General features: G+C 62.8%; 23 protein-coding genes and 1 pseudogene. 8 read left to right on the forward strand and 16 right to left on the reverse strand.

Annotated features, from left to right (window positions below):
• Window positions 1-124 precede the first annotated feature (124 nt).
• Window positions 125-274: a hypothetical protein gene (locus AC1Q6Z_RS31335; RefSeq protein WP_226923758.1), complete on the reverse strand. Its 150-nt coding sequence runs from the start codon at window positions 272-274 to the stop codon at window positions 125-127.
• On the opposite strand from AC1Q6Z_RS31335, the gene AC1Q6Z_RS31340 reads away from it, so the two are divergent.
• Entirely contained in the window at window positions 230-352 is a 123-nt protein-coding gene (locus AC1Q6Z_RS31340) for an HIT family protein (protein WP_226923756.1), read from the forward strand. The genes AC1Q6Z_RS31335 and AC1Q6Z_RS31340 overlap by 45 nt on opposite strands.
• A gap of 12 nt (window positions 353-364) precedes the next feature.
• Here AC1Q6Z_RS31340 and AC1Q6Z_RS31345 read toward each other — a convergent pair whose 3' ends face one another.
• Entirely contained in the window at window positions 365-883 is a 519-nt protein-coding gene (locus tag AC1Q6Z_RS31345; RefSeq protein ID WP_050746477.1) for a DUF6428 family protein, read from the reverse strand.
• Between the two features lie 43 nt (window positions 884-926).
• On the opposite strand from AC1Q6Z_RS31345, the gene AC1Q6Z_RS31350 reads away from it, so the two are divergent.
• Window positions 927-1,295: an ArsR/SmtB family transcription factor gene (locus AC1Q6Z_RS31350; protein WP_050746476.1), complete on the forward strand. Its 369-nt coding sequence runs from the start codon at window positions 927-929 to the stop codon at window positions 1,293-1,295.
• Window positions 1,261-2,505 carry an arsenite efflux MFS transporter ArsK gene (arsK, locus tag AC1Q6Z_RS31355; protein WP_088016577.1) on the forward strand — a complete coding sequence of 415 codons (1,245 nt, stop codon included), beginning with the start codon at window positions 1,261-1,263 and terminating at the stop codon, window positions 2,503-2,505. The genes AC1Q6Z_RS31350 and arsK overlap by 35 nt, the downstream gene beginning before the upstream one ends.
• Here the strand turns inward: arsK and arsH are convergent.
• From arsH to AC1Q6Z_RS31385, 6 genes are read right to left on the reverse strand one after another with little or no spacing between them, the layout of a single operon-like run.
• Window positions 2,497-3,207 (reverse strand): arsenical resistance protein ArsH, encoded by a 711-nt coding sequence (gene arsH / locus AC1Q6Z_RS31360; protein WP_278026467.1) that lies wholly within the window; start codon window positions 3,205-3,207, stop codon window positions 2,497-2,499. The two genes, arsK and arsH, sit on opposite strands and share 9 nt — an antisense overlap.
• Window positions 3,200-3,622 carry an arsenate reductase (glutaredoxin) gene (gene arsC / locus AC1Q6Z_RS31365; protein ID WP_050746474.1) on the reverse strand — a complete coding sequence of 141 codons (423 nt, stop codon included), beginning with the start codon at window positions 3,620-3,622 and terminating at the stop codon, window positions 3,200-3,202. Before arsC ends, arsH begins: the two co-directional genes overlap by 8 nt.
• 2 nt (window positions 3,623-3,624) lie before the next feature.
• A complete protein-coding gene (gene arsB, locus AC1Q6Z_RS31370) occupies window positions 3,625-4,683 on the reverse strand; it encodes an ACR3 family arsenite efflux transporter (RefSeq protein WP_050746473.1) in 1,059 nt (352 codons plus the stop codon).
• Window positions 4,683-5,210 carry an arsenate reductase ArsC gene (locus AC1Q6Z_RS31375; RefSeq protein WP_050746472.1) on the reverse strand — a complete coding sequence of 176 codons (528 nt, stop codon included), beginning with the start codon at window positions 5,208-5,210 and terminating at the stop codon, window positions 4,683-4,685. The genes arsB and AC1Q6Z_RS31375 overlap by 1 nt, the downstream gene beginning before the upstream one ends.
• A gap of 15 nt (window positions 5,211-5,225) precedes the next feature.
• Window positions 5,226-5,666 (reverse strand): arsenic resistance N-acetyltransferase ArsN2, encoded by a 441-nt coding sequence (gene arsN2, locus AC1Q6Z_RS31380; protein WP_050746471.1) that lies wholly within the window; start codon window positions 5,664-5,666, stop codon window positions 5,226-5,228.
• Entirely contained in the window at window positions 5,663-6,016 is a 354-nt protein-coding gene (locus tag AC1Q6Z_RS31385) for an ArsR/SmtB family transcription factor (protein ID WP_050746470.1), read from the reverse strand. The genes arsN2 and AC1Q6Z_RS31385 overlap by 4 nt, the downstream gene beginning before the upstream one ends.
• Window positions 6,017-6,027: 11 nt before the next feature.
• Between AC1Q6Z_RS31385 and AC1Q6Z_RS31390 the strand changes: the two genes are divergently transcribed.
• From AC1Q6Z_RS31390 to AC1Q6Z_RS31405, 4 genes are all read left to right on the forward strand, one after another.
• A complete protein-coding gene (locus tag AC1Q6Z_RS31390) occupies window positions 6,028-6,195 on the forward strand; it encodes a PepSY domain-containing protein (RefSeq protein WP_256364427.1) in 168 nt (55 codons plus the stop codon).
• Window positions 6,192-6,746, forward strand: a complete 555-nt coding sequence (locus AC1Q6Z_RS31395) for a cytochrome b/b6 domain-containing protein (protein ID WP_492650237.1) — start codon at window positions 6,192-6,194, stop codon at window positions 6,744-6,746. Before AC1Q6Z_RS31390 ends, AC1Q6Z_RS31395 begins: the two co-directional genes overlap by 4 nt.
• 97 nt (window positions 6,747-6,843) lie before the next feature.
• Window positions 6,844-7,539, forward strand: a complete 696-nt coding sequence (locus AC1Q6Z_RS31400) for a VIT1/CCC1 transporter family protein (RefSeq protein ID WP_050746469.1) — start codon at window positions 6,844-6,846, stop codon at window positions 7,537-7,539.
• A 2-nt stretch (window positions 7,540-7,541) separates the two neighbouring features.
• A complete protein-coding gene (locus AC1Q6Z_RS31405; RefSeq protein ID WP_082342770.1) occupies window positions 7,542-9,521 on the forward strand; it encodes a heavy metal translocating P-type ATPase in 1,980 nt (659 codons plus the stop codon).
• 21 nt (window positions 9,522-9,542) lie between these two features.
• Here the strand turns inward: AC1Q6Z_RS31405 and AC1Q6Z_RS31410 are convergent, their stop codons facing one another.
• Window positions 9,543-10,268, reverse strand: a complete 726-nt coding sequence (locus AC1Q6Z_RS31410; RefSeq protein WP_050746467.1) for a universal stress protein — start codon at window positions 10,266-10,268, stop codon at window positions 9,543-9,545.
• Between the two features lie 344 nt (window positions 10,269-10,612).
• On the opposite strand from AC1Q6Z_RS31410, the gene AC1Q6Z_RS31415 reads away from it, so the two are divergent.
• Entirely contained in the window at window positions 10,613-10,855 is a 243-nt protein-coding gene (locus AC1Q6Z_RS31415) for a hypothetical protein (RefSeq protein ID WP_082342768.1), read from the forward strand.
• Between the two features lie 247 nt (window positions 10,856-11,102).
• Here AC1Q6Z_RS31415 and AC1Q6Z_RS31420 read toward each other — a convergent pair.
• From AC1Q6Z_RS31420 to blh, 7 genes and pseudogenes are all read right to left on the reverse strand, one after another.
• Window positions 11,103-11,388 (reverse strand): annotated as a pseudogene (locus AC1Q6Z_RS31420) (SOS response-associated peptidase family protein); the annotation flags it as partial.
• Between the two features lie 128 nt (window positions 11,389-11,516).
• A complete protein-coding gene (locus AC1Q6Z_RS31425; protein ID WP_082342766.1) occupies window positions 11,517-12,266 on the reverse strand; it encodes a sulfite exporter TauE/SafE family protein in 750 nt (249 codons plus the stop codon).
• 203 nt (window positions 12,267-12,469) lie between these two features.
• Window positions 12,470-13,249, reverse strand: a complete 780-nt coding sequence (locus AC1Q6Z_RS31430; RefSeq protein WP_197284035.1) for a sulfite exporter TauE/SafE family protein — start codon at window positions 13,247-13,249, stop codon at window positions 12,470-12,472.
• Window positions 13,246-13,677: a YeeE/YedE family protein gene (locus AC1Q6Z_RS31435; protein ID WP_050746464.1), complete on the reverse strand. Its 432-nt coding sequence runs from the start codon at window positions 13,675-13,677 to the stop codon at window positions 13,246-13,248. Before AC1Q6Z_RS31435 ends, AC1Q6Z_RS31430 begins: the two co-directional genes overlap by 4 nt.
• Window positions 13,674-14,084, reverse strand: a complete 411-nt coding sequence (locus tag AC1Q6Z_RS31440) for a YeeE/YedE family protein (protein ID WP_050746463.1) — start codon at window positions 14,082-14,084, stop codon at window positions 13,674-13,676. Before AC1Q6Z_RS31440 ends, AC1Q6Z_RS31435 begins: the two co-directional genes overlap by 4 nt.
• Window positions 14,081-14,428 (reverse strand): sulfite-sensing transcriptional repressor BigR, encoded by a 348-nt coding sequence (bigR, locus tag AC1Q6Z_RS31445; RefSeq protein WP_088016576.1) that lies wholly within the window; start codon window positions 14,426-14,428, stop codon window positions 14,081-14,083. Before bigR ends, AC1Q6Z_RS31440 begins: the two co-directional genes overlap by 4 nt.
• A complete protein-coding gene (gene blh, locus AC1Q6Z_RS31450; protein WP_050746461.1) occupies window positions 14,419-15,717 on the reverse strand; it encodes a bifunctional sulfur transferase/dioxygenase Blh in 1,299 nt (432 codons plus the stop codon). Before blh ends, bigR begins: the two co-directional genes overlap by 10 nt.
• Window positions 15,718-16,034: the final 317 nt, after the last annotated feature.

The following is a 16,034-nucleotide window of genomic DNA, read 5'->3' on the forward strand; positions in this document are numbered from 1 at the left end:
TTGCGCTGGTTTCACGGAACCTCTGGTCATCGAACTTCCGGCTAGTGGAAGTGGAGCACCGCTCGCAATACATGATGCTGAAGCCCACCTTGCCGAAGCCGTCCGCGATGATCATTCCGTTCCGTCATGTCGAGACTCCATTCGAGTTCAGCTGGGAAGAATGGTCCTCGGTGTAGTGCTCGTTGAGGCGAAACGCCGGCTTGATCAGTTCCAGCCCGTCGGCTTTACGATCGGATGGAATGTCGGAGCCACCGGCGGCCAGCACATCTTCCATGCCCATATGCATGTGGTGTGTCGCTACGAAAGAGACGCCAAGGCTGGTCTCGGCATCCGCGACTTTCTGCGATCCTAGAAGGCGCGACCGTCAGGCGCAGCACTTTGAGCCGCCCGTTGCCGGCGCGCAGCAAGAGTTCGTTGCGGTCGCCTGCTCCGCCAGCCATCGGTCGCGCGGCTTGCAGCTCGACGGCCGCGCCGCCAGCGCCACCTCTAACCTGCCGTCTGCCAAGCGCGGCGACGATGCGCAATAGAGCGCCATCGGCCGCTTCCCATCGCTGACCTCAAAGGTGAGCTTGGCCGCCGGATCGAGCCGAACGTGATCAGAAACCTTGCGGATGATCGCGGAGAACTTTCCTGCAGGCATGTGGCTCCTGCCGTCCTCGTAGATATCCCAGAGCTGGACGAACATCTCCGACCAGGCTTCCGGATTGGCACCGCAGTCGAGCGCCGAGAATGCACCCGCCTTGACCTCGGTGACATGATAGCCTGCCTTCACCGGCTGACCATCGTAGAGAAACACCAGCGACGCCTCGGGCGCAGCCGCAAGGCCGTCAAGAAGCTGGCCAAGCGTGATATCGGACGAAACAGCCTTGTCGATCGCATTCATGTGCGATACTCCTATTGTTCAATGATTCAAGGATTATTGAAATATGAATGAGTGTCAAGCCCTCACATCATTCGCGGCCCTGTCGCAGGAAACCCGCCTCGCCATCGTCCGCACGCTGGTCGTCGCCGGACCGGATGGGTTGGCCGCCGGGCTGATCGCCGAGCGCATGGGCGTCTCGCCCTCAAATGTGTCGTTCCATCTGAAAGAGCTGGAGCGATCGGGCCTTATCGCGCAGCGGCGAGAATCTCGCTCGATCGTCTATAGCGCCAGCTACGATGCGCTGGCCGATCTCGTAAAATTCCTGATGGAGGACTGCTGCGCTGGCCATCCGATGGTCCGAGAGGGTGTCGAGCGATCCGATGGCTGCTGCAAGACGGATGTTGCCCGGAGCGAGGGCGACGTCATTGCGTGATCGGAAGGTACCTGTCGGCATTGTTGCCGCACTCGGCCTGACCCAGATCATCGGCTACGGCACCCTCTACTACAGCTTCAGCATCCTGGCGCCTGGCATGGCCGCGGATCTCGGCATCACCGTCGCGCAGGTTTTTGCGGTCTTCTCGACCTCGCTGTTCGTTGGCGGCCTGTCAGCGCCCTATATCGGCCGGCAGATGGATCGCATCGGCGCCGCGACGGTCATGGCGATCGGCTCGGCATTGTCCGCACTGACCTTGATCTTGTGCGCCTGGTCGCCATCGGTGGCAGTCTTCGCGCTGGCCATCGTCCTGTTGGAGATATCGTCCGGCATGGTCCAGTACCAAGCCGCTTTCGCGGCACTGGTCGAGGCCGATCCCCGGTCAGCGTCACGCAGCATCACTTATCTCACCCTGATCGCGGGATTTGCCTCGACGATCTTCTGGCCGATTGCCACGGCGCTGCTCGGCTATCTCTCGTGGCGGGAAATCTACCTCGTCTATGCCGTGCTCAATCTTGCTGTCTGTATGCCGTTCCATGTCTGGATCATGCGGAAGGGAAAGGTAGCGGCAGCCGGCGGGCAAAGACCTATGCGCGAGCCTGTCGTCGGAGCTGTTCCGCGCGAGCGTCGGCGCGGTACGGTGGTCGTCGTGTCGGCTGCATTCGCGCTGCTGAGCTTCACCCTTGGCGCGATGCTGGCGCATATGGTGCCGATGCTCGGGTCGCTTGGCTTCGGAAGTGCCGCCGTCGGCATCGGCTCCCTGTTCGGTCCGGCGCAGGTTCTTAGCCGCCTGATCAACATGATCTTTGGAACGCGCCTCGCGCCGCCGGGCCTCGCGGTTCTCTCCGCAGTCTTCATGGTGCTGAGCGTCGTTATTCTGGCGCTGTCCGGCAACTGGCTCCCCGGCGCGGTCGCCTTCTCGATCTGCCTCGGCCTCGGATCGGGCATCAACAGCATCGCGCAGGGAAGCTTACCGCTCTACCTGTTCGGCTCGGATGGCTATGGTGCGCTCACCGGCAAGATGGCCGCCTCGCGGCTGGCTGCCGGCGCAGCAGCGCCGTTTGCCTTCGCGGCGACGATGGAGCAGTTCGGCATAGGCGCATCGCTCGTCCTGAGCGCCGCGCTTGGCTCGATCGGTATTGCGGCGTTTGTCGCGGTAGCGATGGCGACGAAGCGGAGCCTCGTCACCTCGCCAAGCCCGTCAAATTGACCGCAGCGATACCCGCTTCTCAAGCTCGGCCGCCTGTTCCTTGCGCTCGCTGTAGCGGTCGGTGAGATAGGCCGAAGCATCGCGCGTGAGAATGGTGAACTTCACCAGTTCTTCGCAGACGTCCACGACCCGGTCGTAATAGGACGAGGGCTTCATCCGGCCGTCGGCGTCGAATTCCTGATAGGCCTTGGCGACGGAGGACTGGTTGGGGATGGTGATCATCCGCATCCAGCGGCCGAGAATGCGCATCTGGTTCACTGCATTGAAGGACTGGCTACCGCCCGACACCTCCATAACGGCAAGCGTTTTGCCCTGCGTCGGCCGGACCGATCCGACCGAGAGCGGAATCCAGTCGATCTGGGACTTCATTATCCCGGTCATCGCGCCGTGGCGTTCCGGGCTCACCCAGACCTGCCCTTCCGACCATTGCGAAAGATCGCGCAATTCTTGCACCTTCGGATGGCTCGCCGGCGCTTCGTCAGGGAGCGGCAGGCCCTTCGGGTCAAAGATACGAACCTCGCATCCAAGGCGTTCGAGCAGCCGGCGGACCTCGAATGCGAGCAGGCGGCTATACGACACCTCACGCAGCGAGCCGTAGAGGATCAGGATGCGCGGCTTATGCGTTGAGAACGCCGGACGCAGGGCATCGAGATCTGTCGAATATAGGTGATCGCCCTGCAGTGCTGGGAAAGTGTCAGGCAATGCGCTTTCCTTCCTGGTCGAGGATCTGTTCACCGTCCTCCTTGAAGAACGGTCCCCTGAAGGTGTCGGGCAGGATGTCGAGCACCGCCTCGGACGGACGGGCGAGCCGGGTGCCGAGCGGTGTCACGACGAAGGGGCGATTGATCAGGATCGGCGTTGCGATCATCGCGTCGAGCAACTGCTCGTCAGTCAGGTCTGGGTTGTCCAGACCGAGTTCGGCATAAGGCGTGCCTTTCTCGCGAATGGCTTCCCGAACGTTCAAGCCAGCGTCCGCGATCATCGTCGCAAGCTGCTCGCGCGTCGGCGGGTGCTGCAAATACTCGATGACAACAGGTTTGATCCCGGCAGCGCGGATCAGCGCCAGCGTGTTGCGGGACGTCCCGCAGGCGGGGTTGTGATAGATGGTCGCGTCCATGGTCAGTGCCTTTCGGTGGCGGTGGTTCTGGAAACAGCGGGGGCGGCCTCGTACCAATCTTTCGAGCGGTTCACGATCCACACGACCGAGAGCATGACCGGAACCTCGATGAGAACGCCAACGACGGTGGCGAGTGCTGCGCCGGACTGGAAGCCGAACAGGCTGATGGCTGCGGCAACTGCAAGCTCGAAGAAATTGCTGGCGCCGATCAGGGCTGACGGGCCGGCAATGCAATGCCGCTCACCGGTCATCCGGTTGAGTAGATAAGCCAGCCCGGAGTTCAGATAGACTTGGATCAGGATCGGCACGGCGAGCAAGCCGATGACGGCTGGCTGGGCGATGATCTGTTCACCCTGAAAGGCGAAGAGCAGAACCAGCGTCGCAAGTAGCGCCACCAGTGAGATCGGCTGCAACCTTGCCAGCACGCCATCCAGTGCCCGGGCCTTACCGCCAACCGTGAGGCGGCGGCGGATGACCTGCGCGATAATGACGGGCACGACGATATAGAGGGCGACGGAAAGAACGAGCGTATCCCAAGGCACGGTGATCGCGGAGAGGCCGAGCAGCAAGCCAACGATCGGAGCAAATGCGACGACCATGATGGCATCGTTCAACGCGACCTGAGACAGCGTGAACAATGGCTCCCCGCGCGTCAGGTTGCTCCAGACGAACACCATAGCGGTGCAGGGAGCCGCGGCGAGAATGATCAGTCCGGCGATATAGGAGTCGATCTGGTCGGCAGGCAGGTATGGGCGGAACAGCCAACCGATGAACAGCCAACCGAGGACGGCCATGGAGAACGGCTTGACGGCCCAGTTGATGAACAAGGTCACGCCGATACCGCGCCAGTAGGTGCCGACCTGCGCCAGAGACCGGAAATCGATCTTAAGCAGCATCGGAATGATCATCAGCCAGATCAGGATCGCGACGGGAATGTTCACCTTGGCGACCTCGGCCGCGCCGATGATCTGAAAGAGACCGGGCATGAGATGGCCGAGGGCGACACCGGCGATGATGCACAGGAACACCCAGATGGTCAGATAACGCTCGAACGTGGACATCAGGCGGACTTTCCTTGCGGCGACGTCGAACCTTCCATCGCACCGATCTGGCGAAGCTTGGTCTCAAGCGCCATGTGATCGAAGGATGCCAGCGGCAGGCTGACGAACGCCGCGATCCGGTTCTTGAGGAAACGCGCGGCCTGAGCGAAGGCGCGCTGGATCTCGATGTCCGAGCCAGCGACGGCGGCGGGGTCTTCGACACCCCAATGGGCGGTCATCGGATGGCCGATCCAGACCGGGCAGGCTTCGCCGGCGGCGCTGTCGCAGACGGTGAAGATGAAATCCATCTGCGGCGCGCCGGGCTCCGCGAACACATCCCAGCTCTTCGACGAGAAGCCCGTCGATGGATAGCCCAGCGCTTCCAGCTCCTTCAGGGCATGCGGATTGACTTCGCCCTTCGGCTGGCTGCCGGCGGAGAAGGCTTTGAATCGTCCGCCGCCCTCCTTGTTGAGAATGGATTCGGCGAGAATAGAACGAGCGGAATTGCCCGTGCAGAGGAACAGCACGTTGTAGGTCTTGTCGGTCATGGTCGTGGTCCGTGGTTAGGCCGGCGGCCGGGTGAGCCTCATGATGGTCGCCGACGATGGGCAGATGGAGGAAAGCTGACGGGTCGCCAGCACGGCTGCGGGAACGCTGTCCCGCTGGAATTCAGAAAATCCGATGCGCGTGAAGAACGGCGCTGCACTCGTCGTGGCAAGGAAGACGTCGCCGGCCTGATCGAGACCCGCCACCGCCCGCTCGACCAAAACGCTTCCCAGTCCTTGCCCCCGATGATCGGGAAGCACGACGACCGAACGGAGGAGAAAATCGTCGCCGCAGCGCTCAACACCGATGAAACCGACAGCCCTGCCGTCCGATGACTGCGCCCTGAAGAAGGTGCGACCATGATCCTCGATGTCGTCGGTGGGCAGATGCGCTTCCGTCAAGGCTGCCTTGAGGCCAGCGTCGTTGCCCTCAATCTGCTCCAACCTGATCGCGCTCATAACACCTTCGCCTCCGGGGCGCAGCACGGCGTCAACTCGGCGATGAGCGGAGCGCAAAGCTCCGTCGATCCGCCGCAGCAGTCTTTGAGGAGGAACAGCGTCAGCTCGCGCAAGCCATTGAGGTCGGCCCGGTAGATGATCGATCTGCTCTGCCGCTCGCTCGTCACCAAGCCTGCCCGCGAAAGCGTTGCGAGATGCGCCGACATGGTGTTTTGCGGTACATCGATAAGGCGGGCGAGTTCGCCGGCCGGGATGCCATCGGGTTCGTGCCGCACCAGAAGCCGGAAGGTCTCCAGTCGCGTGGTCTGTGCCAAGGCGCCGAGCGCTGCGATTGCTGTGATATTATCCATATATCCAGAATATCGGATATGTTTTCGATGTCAAGACGAATCCGGGCCTCGACGTCCGGCGGATAAAGGTCGAGAACGGCTGCTACGAGGTCTATGCGATCGATGCCAAGGGCGCCAAGGTCGAGACGATCTTCAATCCGCAGACCGGTGAACCGGTCGGCTCGGAAGGAGCGGAATGATGGCGCCACTCTCCCGAACCAGCGGGGCGGGGGAAAGCGTCAAGGTGTGGGACCCGCTCGTGCGGATCTTTCACTGGTCGCTTGTCTGCCTCTTCGTTTTTTCCTTCGTTACCGGCGACGAATGGAAGAAGGCTCATATCCTCTCCGGCTATGCCATCGCAGGGCTGATCGCCCTGCGCCTGGTCTGGGGGCTGCTCGGGCCGCATCACGCCCGCTTCGCCAACTTCCTCTATTCTCCTCCGACGATCCTAGCGTTCCTCCGTGACAGCCTCGCCTTCCGCGCCAAGCGGTATCTCGGCCACAATCCGGCGGGGGGCGCGATGGTCGTCCTGCTGCTCGTTGCGGTGTCCGGTATCGTGACCACCGGCTACATGATGACCACGGATGCCTATTGGGGTGTCGGCTGCGTGGAGGATACGCATAAGCTCCTGGTCTATTCGACCATCGGGCTGATTGCCCTGCACATCGCCGGCGTCGTCTTCGCCAGCGTCGAGCACCGGGAAAACCTCGTGCGCGCCATGGTGACGGGAAGGAAGCGCCGCGAAGGTTGATGTGCGGCTGTCTATATGGCATGTATTTAGAATTATTCTAAATACATGCCTGACGTCATAATGCAACCACAGTAGATCTGCTGAAATCGGAGATGTTATGCGCGCCGTTCACAAGGAAAGCCACCTCATCGAACGTATCGGCTGGCTCCGCGCGGCGGTGCTGGGCGCCAATGACGGGCTGATCTCGACGTCGAGCCTCATCGTCGGTGTCGCGGCGGCGACCGCGGCATCGCAGGAAATCCTCGTCGCCGGTGTCGCCGGTTTGGTGGCCGGCGCGATGTCGATGGCGGCGGGGGAATATGTCTCCGTCAGCTCGCAAGCCGATACGGAACAGGCCGACATGGCGCGCGAGCGCCACGAGCTGGCCACCCAGCCGGAGGCGGAGCTGGCCGAGCTTACCGCGATCTACGAGCAGCGTGGCGTCTCACCGGATCTTGCCCGCCAGGTTGCCGAACAAATGATGGTGAAGGACGCCTTCGAAGCCCATGCACGGGACGAACTCGGCCTGTCGAGCCAAGTAATGGCGCGGCCTGTCCAGGCGGCGCTGACATCGGCGGTGACCTTCGCGACGGGCGCGGCCCTGCCGCTGGCGGTCGCCCTGCTGGCGCCGTCGGGAACGGTCGTCTGGGCTGTGTCCGTTGCCTGTCTCATCGGGCTTGCCGTCCTCGGCGCGATCGGCGCGCGTGCCGGTGGTGCTGGCATCTGGAAGCCGACCGTCCGGGTCGTCTTCTGGGGCGCGGTCGCCATGGCGTCGACCGCAGCCATCGGCGCGCTTGTCGGCCGGGCGGTCTGATCATGAAACGCCTGTCGTTCGATACGCCCACGGTGATGTCGCTGCTGACGGTGCTGGGCATGGTCCTCGCCACGGCTGGAACCTGGCCGCCGGCCGAGGGGCTTGCCGTCCTGCGCTGGCCGGGGCTGGCGCTCGTCTATCTCGCCGGCGGACTGCCGGCGACGGGGAGCGCGCTTCTGGCCCTGTGGCGGCAGCATGTCCTCGATATCGACCTCCTGATGGTGGTTGCCGCGGTTGCCGCGGCCGTCGTCGGAGCGCCGTTCGAAGGTGCGGTGCTACTGACGCTGTTCAGCGTGTCGACAACGCTCGAGCATCAGGCGCTCGGCCGCGCGCGCCGCGCCGTCGAGGCGCTAATGGCGCTTCGTCCCGAAACGGCGTTCCGCAGGCAGGCCGATGGCTCGGTGCTGGAGGTTCCCGCAGCGGAGCTTGCCGTCGGGGATGTCGTGATCCTGCGGCCCGGCGCCCGCGTGCCGGCCGATGGCGTCATCCTGCTGGGACGTGGTGGCATCGACGAGGCCAATATCACCGGCGAATCCATGCCCGTTTCCAAGGAGCCGGGCCAGCAGGTGTTCGAGGCCACCGTCAATCTGGACGGCATTCTGGAGGTGGAGGTCGCAAGAACGATCGGCGATAGCACGATCGCCCGCATGATCCGGCTGGTCACGGAGGCCCAGGAGGCCAAGGCCCCCTCCGAGCGTTTCAGCGCCTGGTTCGGACAGCGTTATACCGTCGCGGTTCTCCTCGGCGCCGCTCTCGCCTTCGCCGTTTTCTATGGGGTCGGGCGCGATTGGGAGCAGGCGCTTTATCGGGCCGCGACGCTGCTGGTCGCCGCCAGCCCCTGCGCGATTGTCATATCGGTACCGGCGGCGATCCTGTCGGCGCTTTCGGCGGCCGCGCGCGGCGGCGTTCTGTTCAAGGGCGGCGGCGCGCTCGAAACGCTGGCCGCCGTCAATATCTTCGCCTTCGACAAGACCGGCACCCTCACCAACGGCCGGGCGGCCGTGACGCGGATCGTCGCGCTGGACGCGGACGAATGCGGCTTCCTGTCGTTGCTCGCCGGGCTCGAAGCCCATTCCGAGCATCATGTCGCGGCGGCCATCCGCCGGGAGGCGGCTGCACGTGGCATCGCGCCGGCGCATGTCGTGGATGTCAGCGCGCGCCCAAGCGCAGGGATCGTCGGGTCGGATGCGCTTGGTGTCCTCTGGGCCGGCAATCTTCATCTCGTTCGGGACATGGGGGCGTCGGTTGATCACGCCCGGCTTCGGGAACTGACCGACAGCGCCGAGACCGTCGTCTATCTGGGACGAGGACCGGCTGTCCTCGGCGCCGTCGGAGTGGCGGACGAGGCGAGGGCGAGCTCGGCCCCGGCGCTCGCCGCGCTGCGGGCCGGCGGCGTGCGCCGCATCGTCATGATGACCGGAGACCGCCGGCCGGTGGCCCTGCGGATTGGCGGGCAGCTCGGCCTTGCTCCCGACGAGATCCACGCCGAAATGCTGCCGCAAGACAAGGTGCGCCATGTGGGGGACCTGGCGAGCGGCGGCACGGTGGCCTTCGTCGGCGACGGCGTCAATGACGCGGCCGCTCTTGCCCGCGCCGATGTCGGCATCGCCATGGGCGCGGCCGGCTCGGATGTCGCCCTTCAGGCCGCCGATGTCGCCCTATTGTCGGAAGACATGAAGAAGCTGGCCGATGCGCAGCGTCTGGCACGACGGACCGCCGCGATCATCCGGCAGAACCTCGTCGTCGCGATCGGCGCCATGCTGGTGCTGGTAACGGGCGGGTTGTTCTTCGATCTGCCGCTGCCGCTGGCGGTGGTCGGACATGAAGGCGGGACCGTGCTCGTGGTCCTCAACGGCTTGCGGCTGTTGTCGGATCCGATCCGGCGGCCAGTGGACAGGGCCGCATCCGTCCGTGCGCTGGAGGACGGGTTGGCGACGTCGCCACCGGTTGCGGCCACGTCGCCGGCCGACACGCCGGTATAGGCGCCGGCCGCGTTCTGCGGATCAACAGGACAGGAAGCGGGTGCGCGTGTTCTCTTCGAGAAGCAGACCCGTGATTCCGCCGAACACCCATTCCCGCAGGCGGCTGTGACCATAGGCGCCGGTGACGACGATATCGGCGTCGCTTTCGTCGACGAATTGCAGAAAGCCGATCGTTTCGTCGGCGCTTTTGATCATCTGCGGCCTGGCTTTTACATTGTGCCGGGCGAGATAGGAAACGATATCGGCGAGGCTCTGCCTCTCGGCCGGTGCGGGCTCCGGGGAAACGGAAACGACGGCGACGTCATAGGCGACCGATAGCAGGGGAAGTGCATCGGCAATCGCGCGGCGGGCCTCACGGGTGTCCTTCCAGCCGATGACGATCTTTCTTGTCGCAATCGCGTCCCGGTCCCTCCCGACCACCAGCAGCGGCCGGCCGGCGCGCAGGACGATGGCCGCCGGGTCCGCGCGCTCTTCGGCCGCCATCAATACGAGATCGGCGATACGGGCGGCGGCCACGACCGCCTCGGTCGGCGCCATTGTTTCGCCGCGCCATTCCGCCTCGATCCTGTTTGCCGCCAGATGGAGGAACGCGGCGCGGGCCTCCTCCATGCGCTCTGCGAGCGTTTCGGCGGCGCAAAGCCCGACGAGCCGCGCGCCCGAGCGGGATGCCAAATCGATGGCGGCCTCCGTTATCGGCTCGAACGGCCGGTCGATATCGAGATTGACGAGAATGGATCGATAAACCACGCGTAGATTCCTTCCGGTCCAGGTAAGCGGTCGGAAGCATAGCGCCGATAGCGCGGTAGATATTGATCCTGGTCAAGTATCGCGTAGGGCCTGCCAAAGGGCCGGGTCAGCCGCCCCGTTCCGCCTCCGGAGGCCTTACCTCGGATTGCGAGCATGCGCTCCACGTTCGCCGAGAGGATCGGGGGCAGGAACGGCCGCAGAAGTTCCAGCCGGGCGACGATTGCACCGTGAGCGGGTCCAGCAATTTCCCCGACGCCCCGGTGAAGACGGACACGTTTTAACGGGCCATTGCAAAGATTTTGGGCGCTCCTATCTCTTGCTAGAGATCGTTGGAGACACCCGCGATGAAGACCATCCCTATCGAAACTCTCATTTCCGACGCGGCTGAAATTATGTTGCCGCGGCGGTGCGCCAAGGCAACCCGACCGGCTGTGGCCTGTATCTGCTGCGGAAACGCTGATCGGGCAATGGACGACGACGGGTGCGGCATCTGCGATGCTTGCCTCGATGCGCCGCTGCAGGCGATTTGTAATCTGGAAGGATTTGATTTGCCGGAAGTCTTTCCTCATTTATCGCGGCGACGGTAGCCGTCGCGCGTTCGCAACCATACGGTTCGGAAGGGCGCTCTCCGAATGGGTCGAGCGCCCTTCGGCATTACTGGAAGGTGCGCCCGGCGGATCATGCGGGTCGCCGCGAGCGTTCCATCTGATTACCTCTCGCCTATCATTTCGATACCGCCGCGAAGCTCCACCACGAATATGTCCGGCGGCTCGGTGTCTTCGACGCGGACCTCGCGGGCGGGATAGGCATGGCTAAGCGGGAAGGACAGGCACATCAGCCGACGTGCTGCACGGACAGGGCACGGGCGGAAGCGGCCTGATCAGCGATTTTGCGGAGACGGAAGGGTCGAGCCAGTCCGCCCAGGTGTTTCGCTCAAGGATCACGATTTGCCGATCGTGGTAGGGAGCGATATCGGGGCCGGGCGGCATGGTGAAGGCCTCACCGACCTAATCGGTGGCCCGCCAGATGCCGACAATAGCAAAGATCAGCTCCGCGATCTTGCGAAATAGCCACTAATCCTTGCGTTTTTTTTGCCTTTCTCGGCCGGTTCGGTGAACTCAGTTATGCGGACCCCCTTTGTTTTTCCCGCGGCGTTTTTGGCGAGGTCCGCCTTGCGAAGCCTTCAATTCTACCTCAGCGCGGCGGGCCTCGATAGCAAACCATCGCAATTTTGGCGCCCGCGAGCCACTAATGCCGCCACACCTTCACTGCGGAGATCAGCAAGATGATCGCTAGGGCTGGCAGCAGTACCGCGTTCGGAACGATCCCGAGAAGCAAGCCGCCGACAAAGGTGCCGACAATCGAACCGGCAGCCATGATCAAGAGAAAGGCCTTGTTGCGGCTGATAACAGAGAAGCTCCGATCACGGCTATAGCGAGTGAACCCGACCAGCATGGTTGGCAGGCTTATGGCAAGCGAAAGGCTGCCACCGAGCTTGATGTCCGCTCCAAAGAGGAGAACCAGTGTCGGGATCAGTAGTTCGCCGCCCGCTACTCCCAGCAGTGATGCGACGATGCCTATGATGAAGCCGGCGAAAACACCCGCGATGAGCTGGCTGACGCCGGTCAACATCGGTTGGCCGGCTGTCGCGTCGTGCCCGAACACCAGGACGATCGCGATTGCCACGAGCATGATGGCGATAACCTTGTAGAGCGTCTCCGACCGCAGCTTTGTCGCCCAGCCTGCGCCGAACCAGGCGCCGATCAGGCTTCCGGCGAGAAGATTGAGGACGATCGGCCAATTGTCGGCGACGGCGCTGAACGGAACGGTTCCTGCCCGAAAAGGAAGCGCGGTCGCAACGACCACGAGGCTCATCGCTTTGTTGAGGATGACAGCCTCAAGCGCTGCAAAGTTGAAGAGCCCGATCAGGATTGGGAGGCGGAACTCCGCGCCGCCGAGCCCGATGAGTCCTCCAAGAGCGCCAATAATCGCGCCAATTGTGAATTAGCCCCGAAAGGCTCTCGTGTCGCCCCCCAATTTGAACGGACAGTTGGCATAAGCAGAAAGGCATAGCGTCTGAACGCTGCAACCTGCGTATGTCGGAGCGTTGGACCCAAGGTAGCACCTTGTCTGTAGCGCCCATTATTCCCGGCGTCGTGAGTGGAACGCCACGCACAGAGGCACCGTGGCGGACATTGTGATCAAGCCATCGTCGGCCCCCAGCTTCGGTAGAAGATGTAGCCAGCGACGACGAAGATGAGCGCCGCGAACAGACGGTTGAGTGTGTTCTTGTAGCCACTCAGTCGAGTTGCCAGCCTCATTCCGAGGATGCCGCCTGCGATGCCTCCACCGATGAACTCCGTTGCAAGCCACCAGTCCACCAGCCCGGATGCCGCATAGTTCAGCGCGGTCGCCAGTCCGAAGGCGCCGACGGACAGAAGCGACGTGCCGATCGCATTGATCATCGGCATGCCGGTTGCCAGCATCAGACCTGGCACAATCAGGAACCCCCCGCCGATCCCGAAGAAGCCTGACGCCGCTCCGGCGGCCAGCGCCACGGCTGCTGTGACAAAGCACATCTTAAGGTCGATCGGCCGGCTTTCGACCGACGGCGGCTTCCTGGGCTTAAGCATCAGGGCGCCGACGACGACCATCAGAATGCCGAACAGGAGAATCAGTCGGTCTCCGTCCATCGCCTTTCCGAGGCTGGAGCCTGCTAGCGCGCCGAGGACGCCGAGCGCTGCAAACACCGCGGCGCACCGCCACCAGACGTGTCCCTTGATTGCGTGGCTCGTAAAGTTCGCGAAAGCGTTGACCGAAACTGCAAGCGCACCGGTTCCAATCGCGACATGAGGCTGCGCGACTCCGACGACGTAGAGGAGGAGCGGGGTCGCCAGGATCGAGCCGCCGCCGCCGAGAAGGCCGAGCATGAAGCCGACGATCCCGCCGGAGCCGACAGCCGCTAGAACGGAACCAATCATGTTCTTCTGCTCCACGCTCTGTCGTAGACTGCCATACCGATTAACATGGCGGCGACGAACAACACCGTTTGTGGGATGCCAACCGATAGGGAGGCGACTGCAGGGCCGGGACAGAAGCCGCCGATCCCCCAGCCAATTCCGAACAAGGCCGATCCGATGAGCAGCGGCGCGTCGATCTTCCGGGTCGTGGGCACATGGAAACTGTCGTCGAAGGTGGGATGGCGCATCTTCTTCATCACCTGAACGCCGATGAAGGCGACAGCGACGGCGCCGCCGAGGACGAAGGCAAGACTTGGATCCCAGTTGCCGAAGACGTCAAGGAAGCCTCGGACGCGAACCGGATTGAGCATGCCCGAAAGCGACAGGCCGAAGCCGAAGACGATGCCGGATAAGAGGGCGGCGCCGAACTGATAGATGGTCCTGTTCATAGTCCGAAACCTCGTAGAATGGCGACCGCGACCACGCCCGCGGACAGGAATGTGGCAACGGCCACCATCGATCGCGGCGACAGGCGGGCAAGCCCGAGCACGCCGTGTCCGCTGGTGCAGCCGGATCCCATCCGCGAGCCGAAGCCGACCAGCAGTCCGGCCACGATGATCAGCGGCCAGGCTGTGATGATCTCAACAGTCGGCCAGCCACCAATGACCAGCAGGTAGACGAGCGGCCCGAGCAGGAGGCCAAGAACGAACGCAAGATTGGTGGTCAGGCCGACGCCTTGAGCCAGACGCCCGACAATGCCGCTGATGCCGGCAATCCGGCCGTTCAAGAGCAGGAGCATGACCGCGGAGGCGCCGATCAACATGCCGCCGCTCAGCGACTGGAAATAGATGCTCATGTCTCTTCCTTTACGCAGAAGATGTCATAGAGGGCGGAGACCAGCTGTGCGGCTTTCTCCTCGGTCAGGCGGTAGAAGATCTGCTTTCCCTCCCGCCGGGTTTCGACGATGCCAGAGCTCCGCAGCACGGTCAGATGCTGCGAAAGATGCGGCTGATGGACGTCAAGCTTTTCCTCGAGTTCGCCGACCGAGAACTCGCCCTCGACCAGCGTGCATACGATCATCAGACGCGCCTGGTGGGACAACGTCTTCAGAAGATCGGCGACGGCTCCGGCTCGGCCCGCCATCTCGGCGGGAGAGAGCCGCGCCTTCATCATTTTCTCTGAGTCGGTGCTCATTCCCATGCGGCTCCCTGCAATGCGTCGAGCGGAAACTTCAGGTAGCGCTTGCCGTTCGCTTCCGGCTCCGGCAGTCGCCCACCGCGGATGTTCACCTGCAGGGCATGCAGGATGAGCTTCGGCATGGGCAGCGTCTTGTCACGCTTCGTCCGGAGCGTCACGAACTGTTCTTCTGTCACGCCAGCAAGATGCTCGTTGAATTTCTTCTGCTCGGCCACGGTGCTTTCCCAGCGCGGAGCACGGCCGTCCGGCTGGTAGTCGTGTCCGGTGAAGATGCGTGTCTCGTCCGGGAGAGCGAGGATATCCTGAATCGACTTCCATAGGATGCGGACATCACCGCCGGGGAAGTCGGCGCGCGCCGTGCCGCTGTCGGGCATAAACAGCGTGTCATGAACGAAGGCCGCGTCGCCGACCACATAGGTGATCGAGGCAAGTGTATGCCCTGGCGAGAACATCACCTTGGTGTCGATGGAGCCGACCTTGAACGTCTCACCATGTGCGAAAAGCCGGTCCCATTGCGAGCCGTCGATCGCTAGCTCAGGCCAGTTGTAGATCTCCTTCCAGAGCTTCTGAACATCGACAACGCGTTCGCCGATCGCGGTTCTGCCACCGGTCTTCTCCTTCAAATACTGGGCCGCGGAGAAATGGTCGGCATGTGGGTGGGTATCGAGGATCCACTCCACCGTCAGGCCATTCTCCCGGACATAGTCGAGGATCGCGTCGGCGTTTATGGTGCCAGTGGCTCCGGCCTTCTCGTCGAAATCGAGCACTGGATCGATGATGGCGCACTTGCCCGTCGCTGGATCGGACACAACATACTGGACGCTCCAGGTGCGCCTGTCGAAGAAGCCCATCACCTTCGGGCGACGCGTTGCGTTCTGCTCGAGCCATGCCGCAGCTGCACTAGTGTCGAAGCCGTTGGCTCGTCCGAATTCGACGACGTCCTCAGCAGCCATCCGGCCGTCGAGGACCTCCCCGATCAGGTACAGGCTGAGAGATCTCGTGCCGGACTTGCAGTGTGCGAAAACCGGTCCGCCGGAGTCGTCGAGCGCCTTCTGGAACGACCGCACGTCCGCTTCGGTGATCGTGCCGAGCGTGACAGGAACGAAAGAGTAGGACAGGCCGCAATGCTCGCCCGCCTGTTTTTCGGCGTCCGTTCCCGGCTGGAGAGCGTCTTCGGCGTCCGGTCGGTTGTTGATCAGCGTCGTGAACCCCAAGCTGCGCAGGGACCGAATGACGTCGACGCTCGGCTGCGGCGAGACCGATAGCTTCTCAGAAATCTTGATGGCAGACATGCCTGACTCCATGTTTCGATACATTATACAATATAATATAATATATAATGAAGAAATTACAACGGGGTTCGATGACCAGATTGTCGCAGCGGGTTGTCGAGAATGTGCACCGGCCTACACCTGACGGCGTTGTGAGTTGCTCCGACTACTATGAGGCCTGCAGCACGCTGAAAATGCTGTCATTGTTTCGCGAGCGATATAAGCCGCGGTTCCATAATAGAACTTATGCAATATGTTATATGTAGCCGCAAAGTTAGAATGTCCTGTTTCTGCAAAGTTGGAATGTCACACTCCCCGGGTCTGAATGACGTCTGGGA

Source organism: Shinella sp. GW835-FHT14H05 (genome assembly GCF_058793575.1).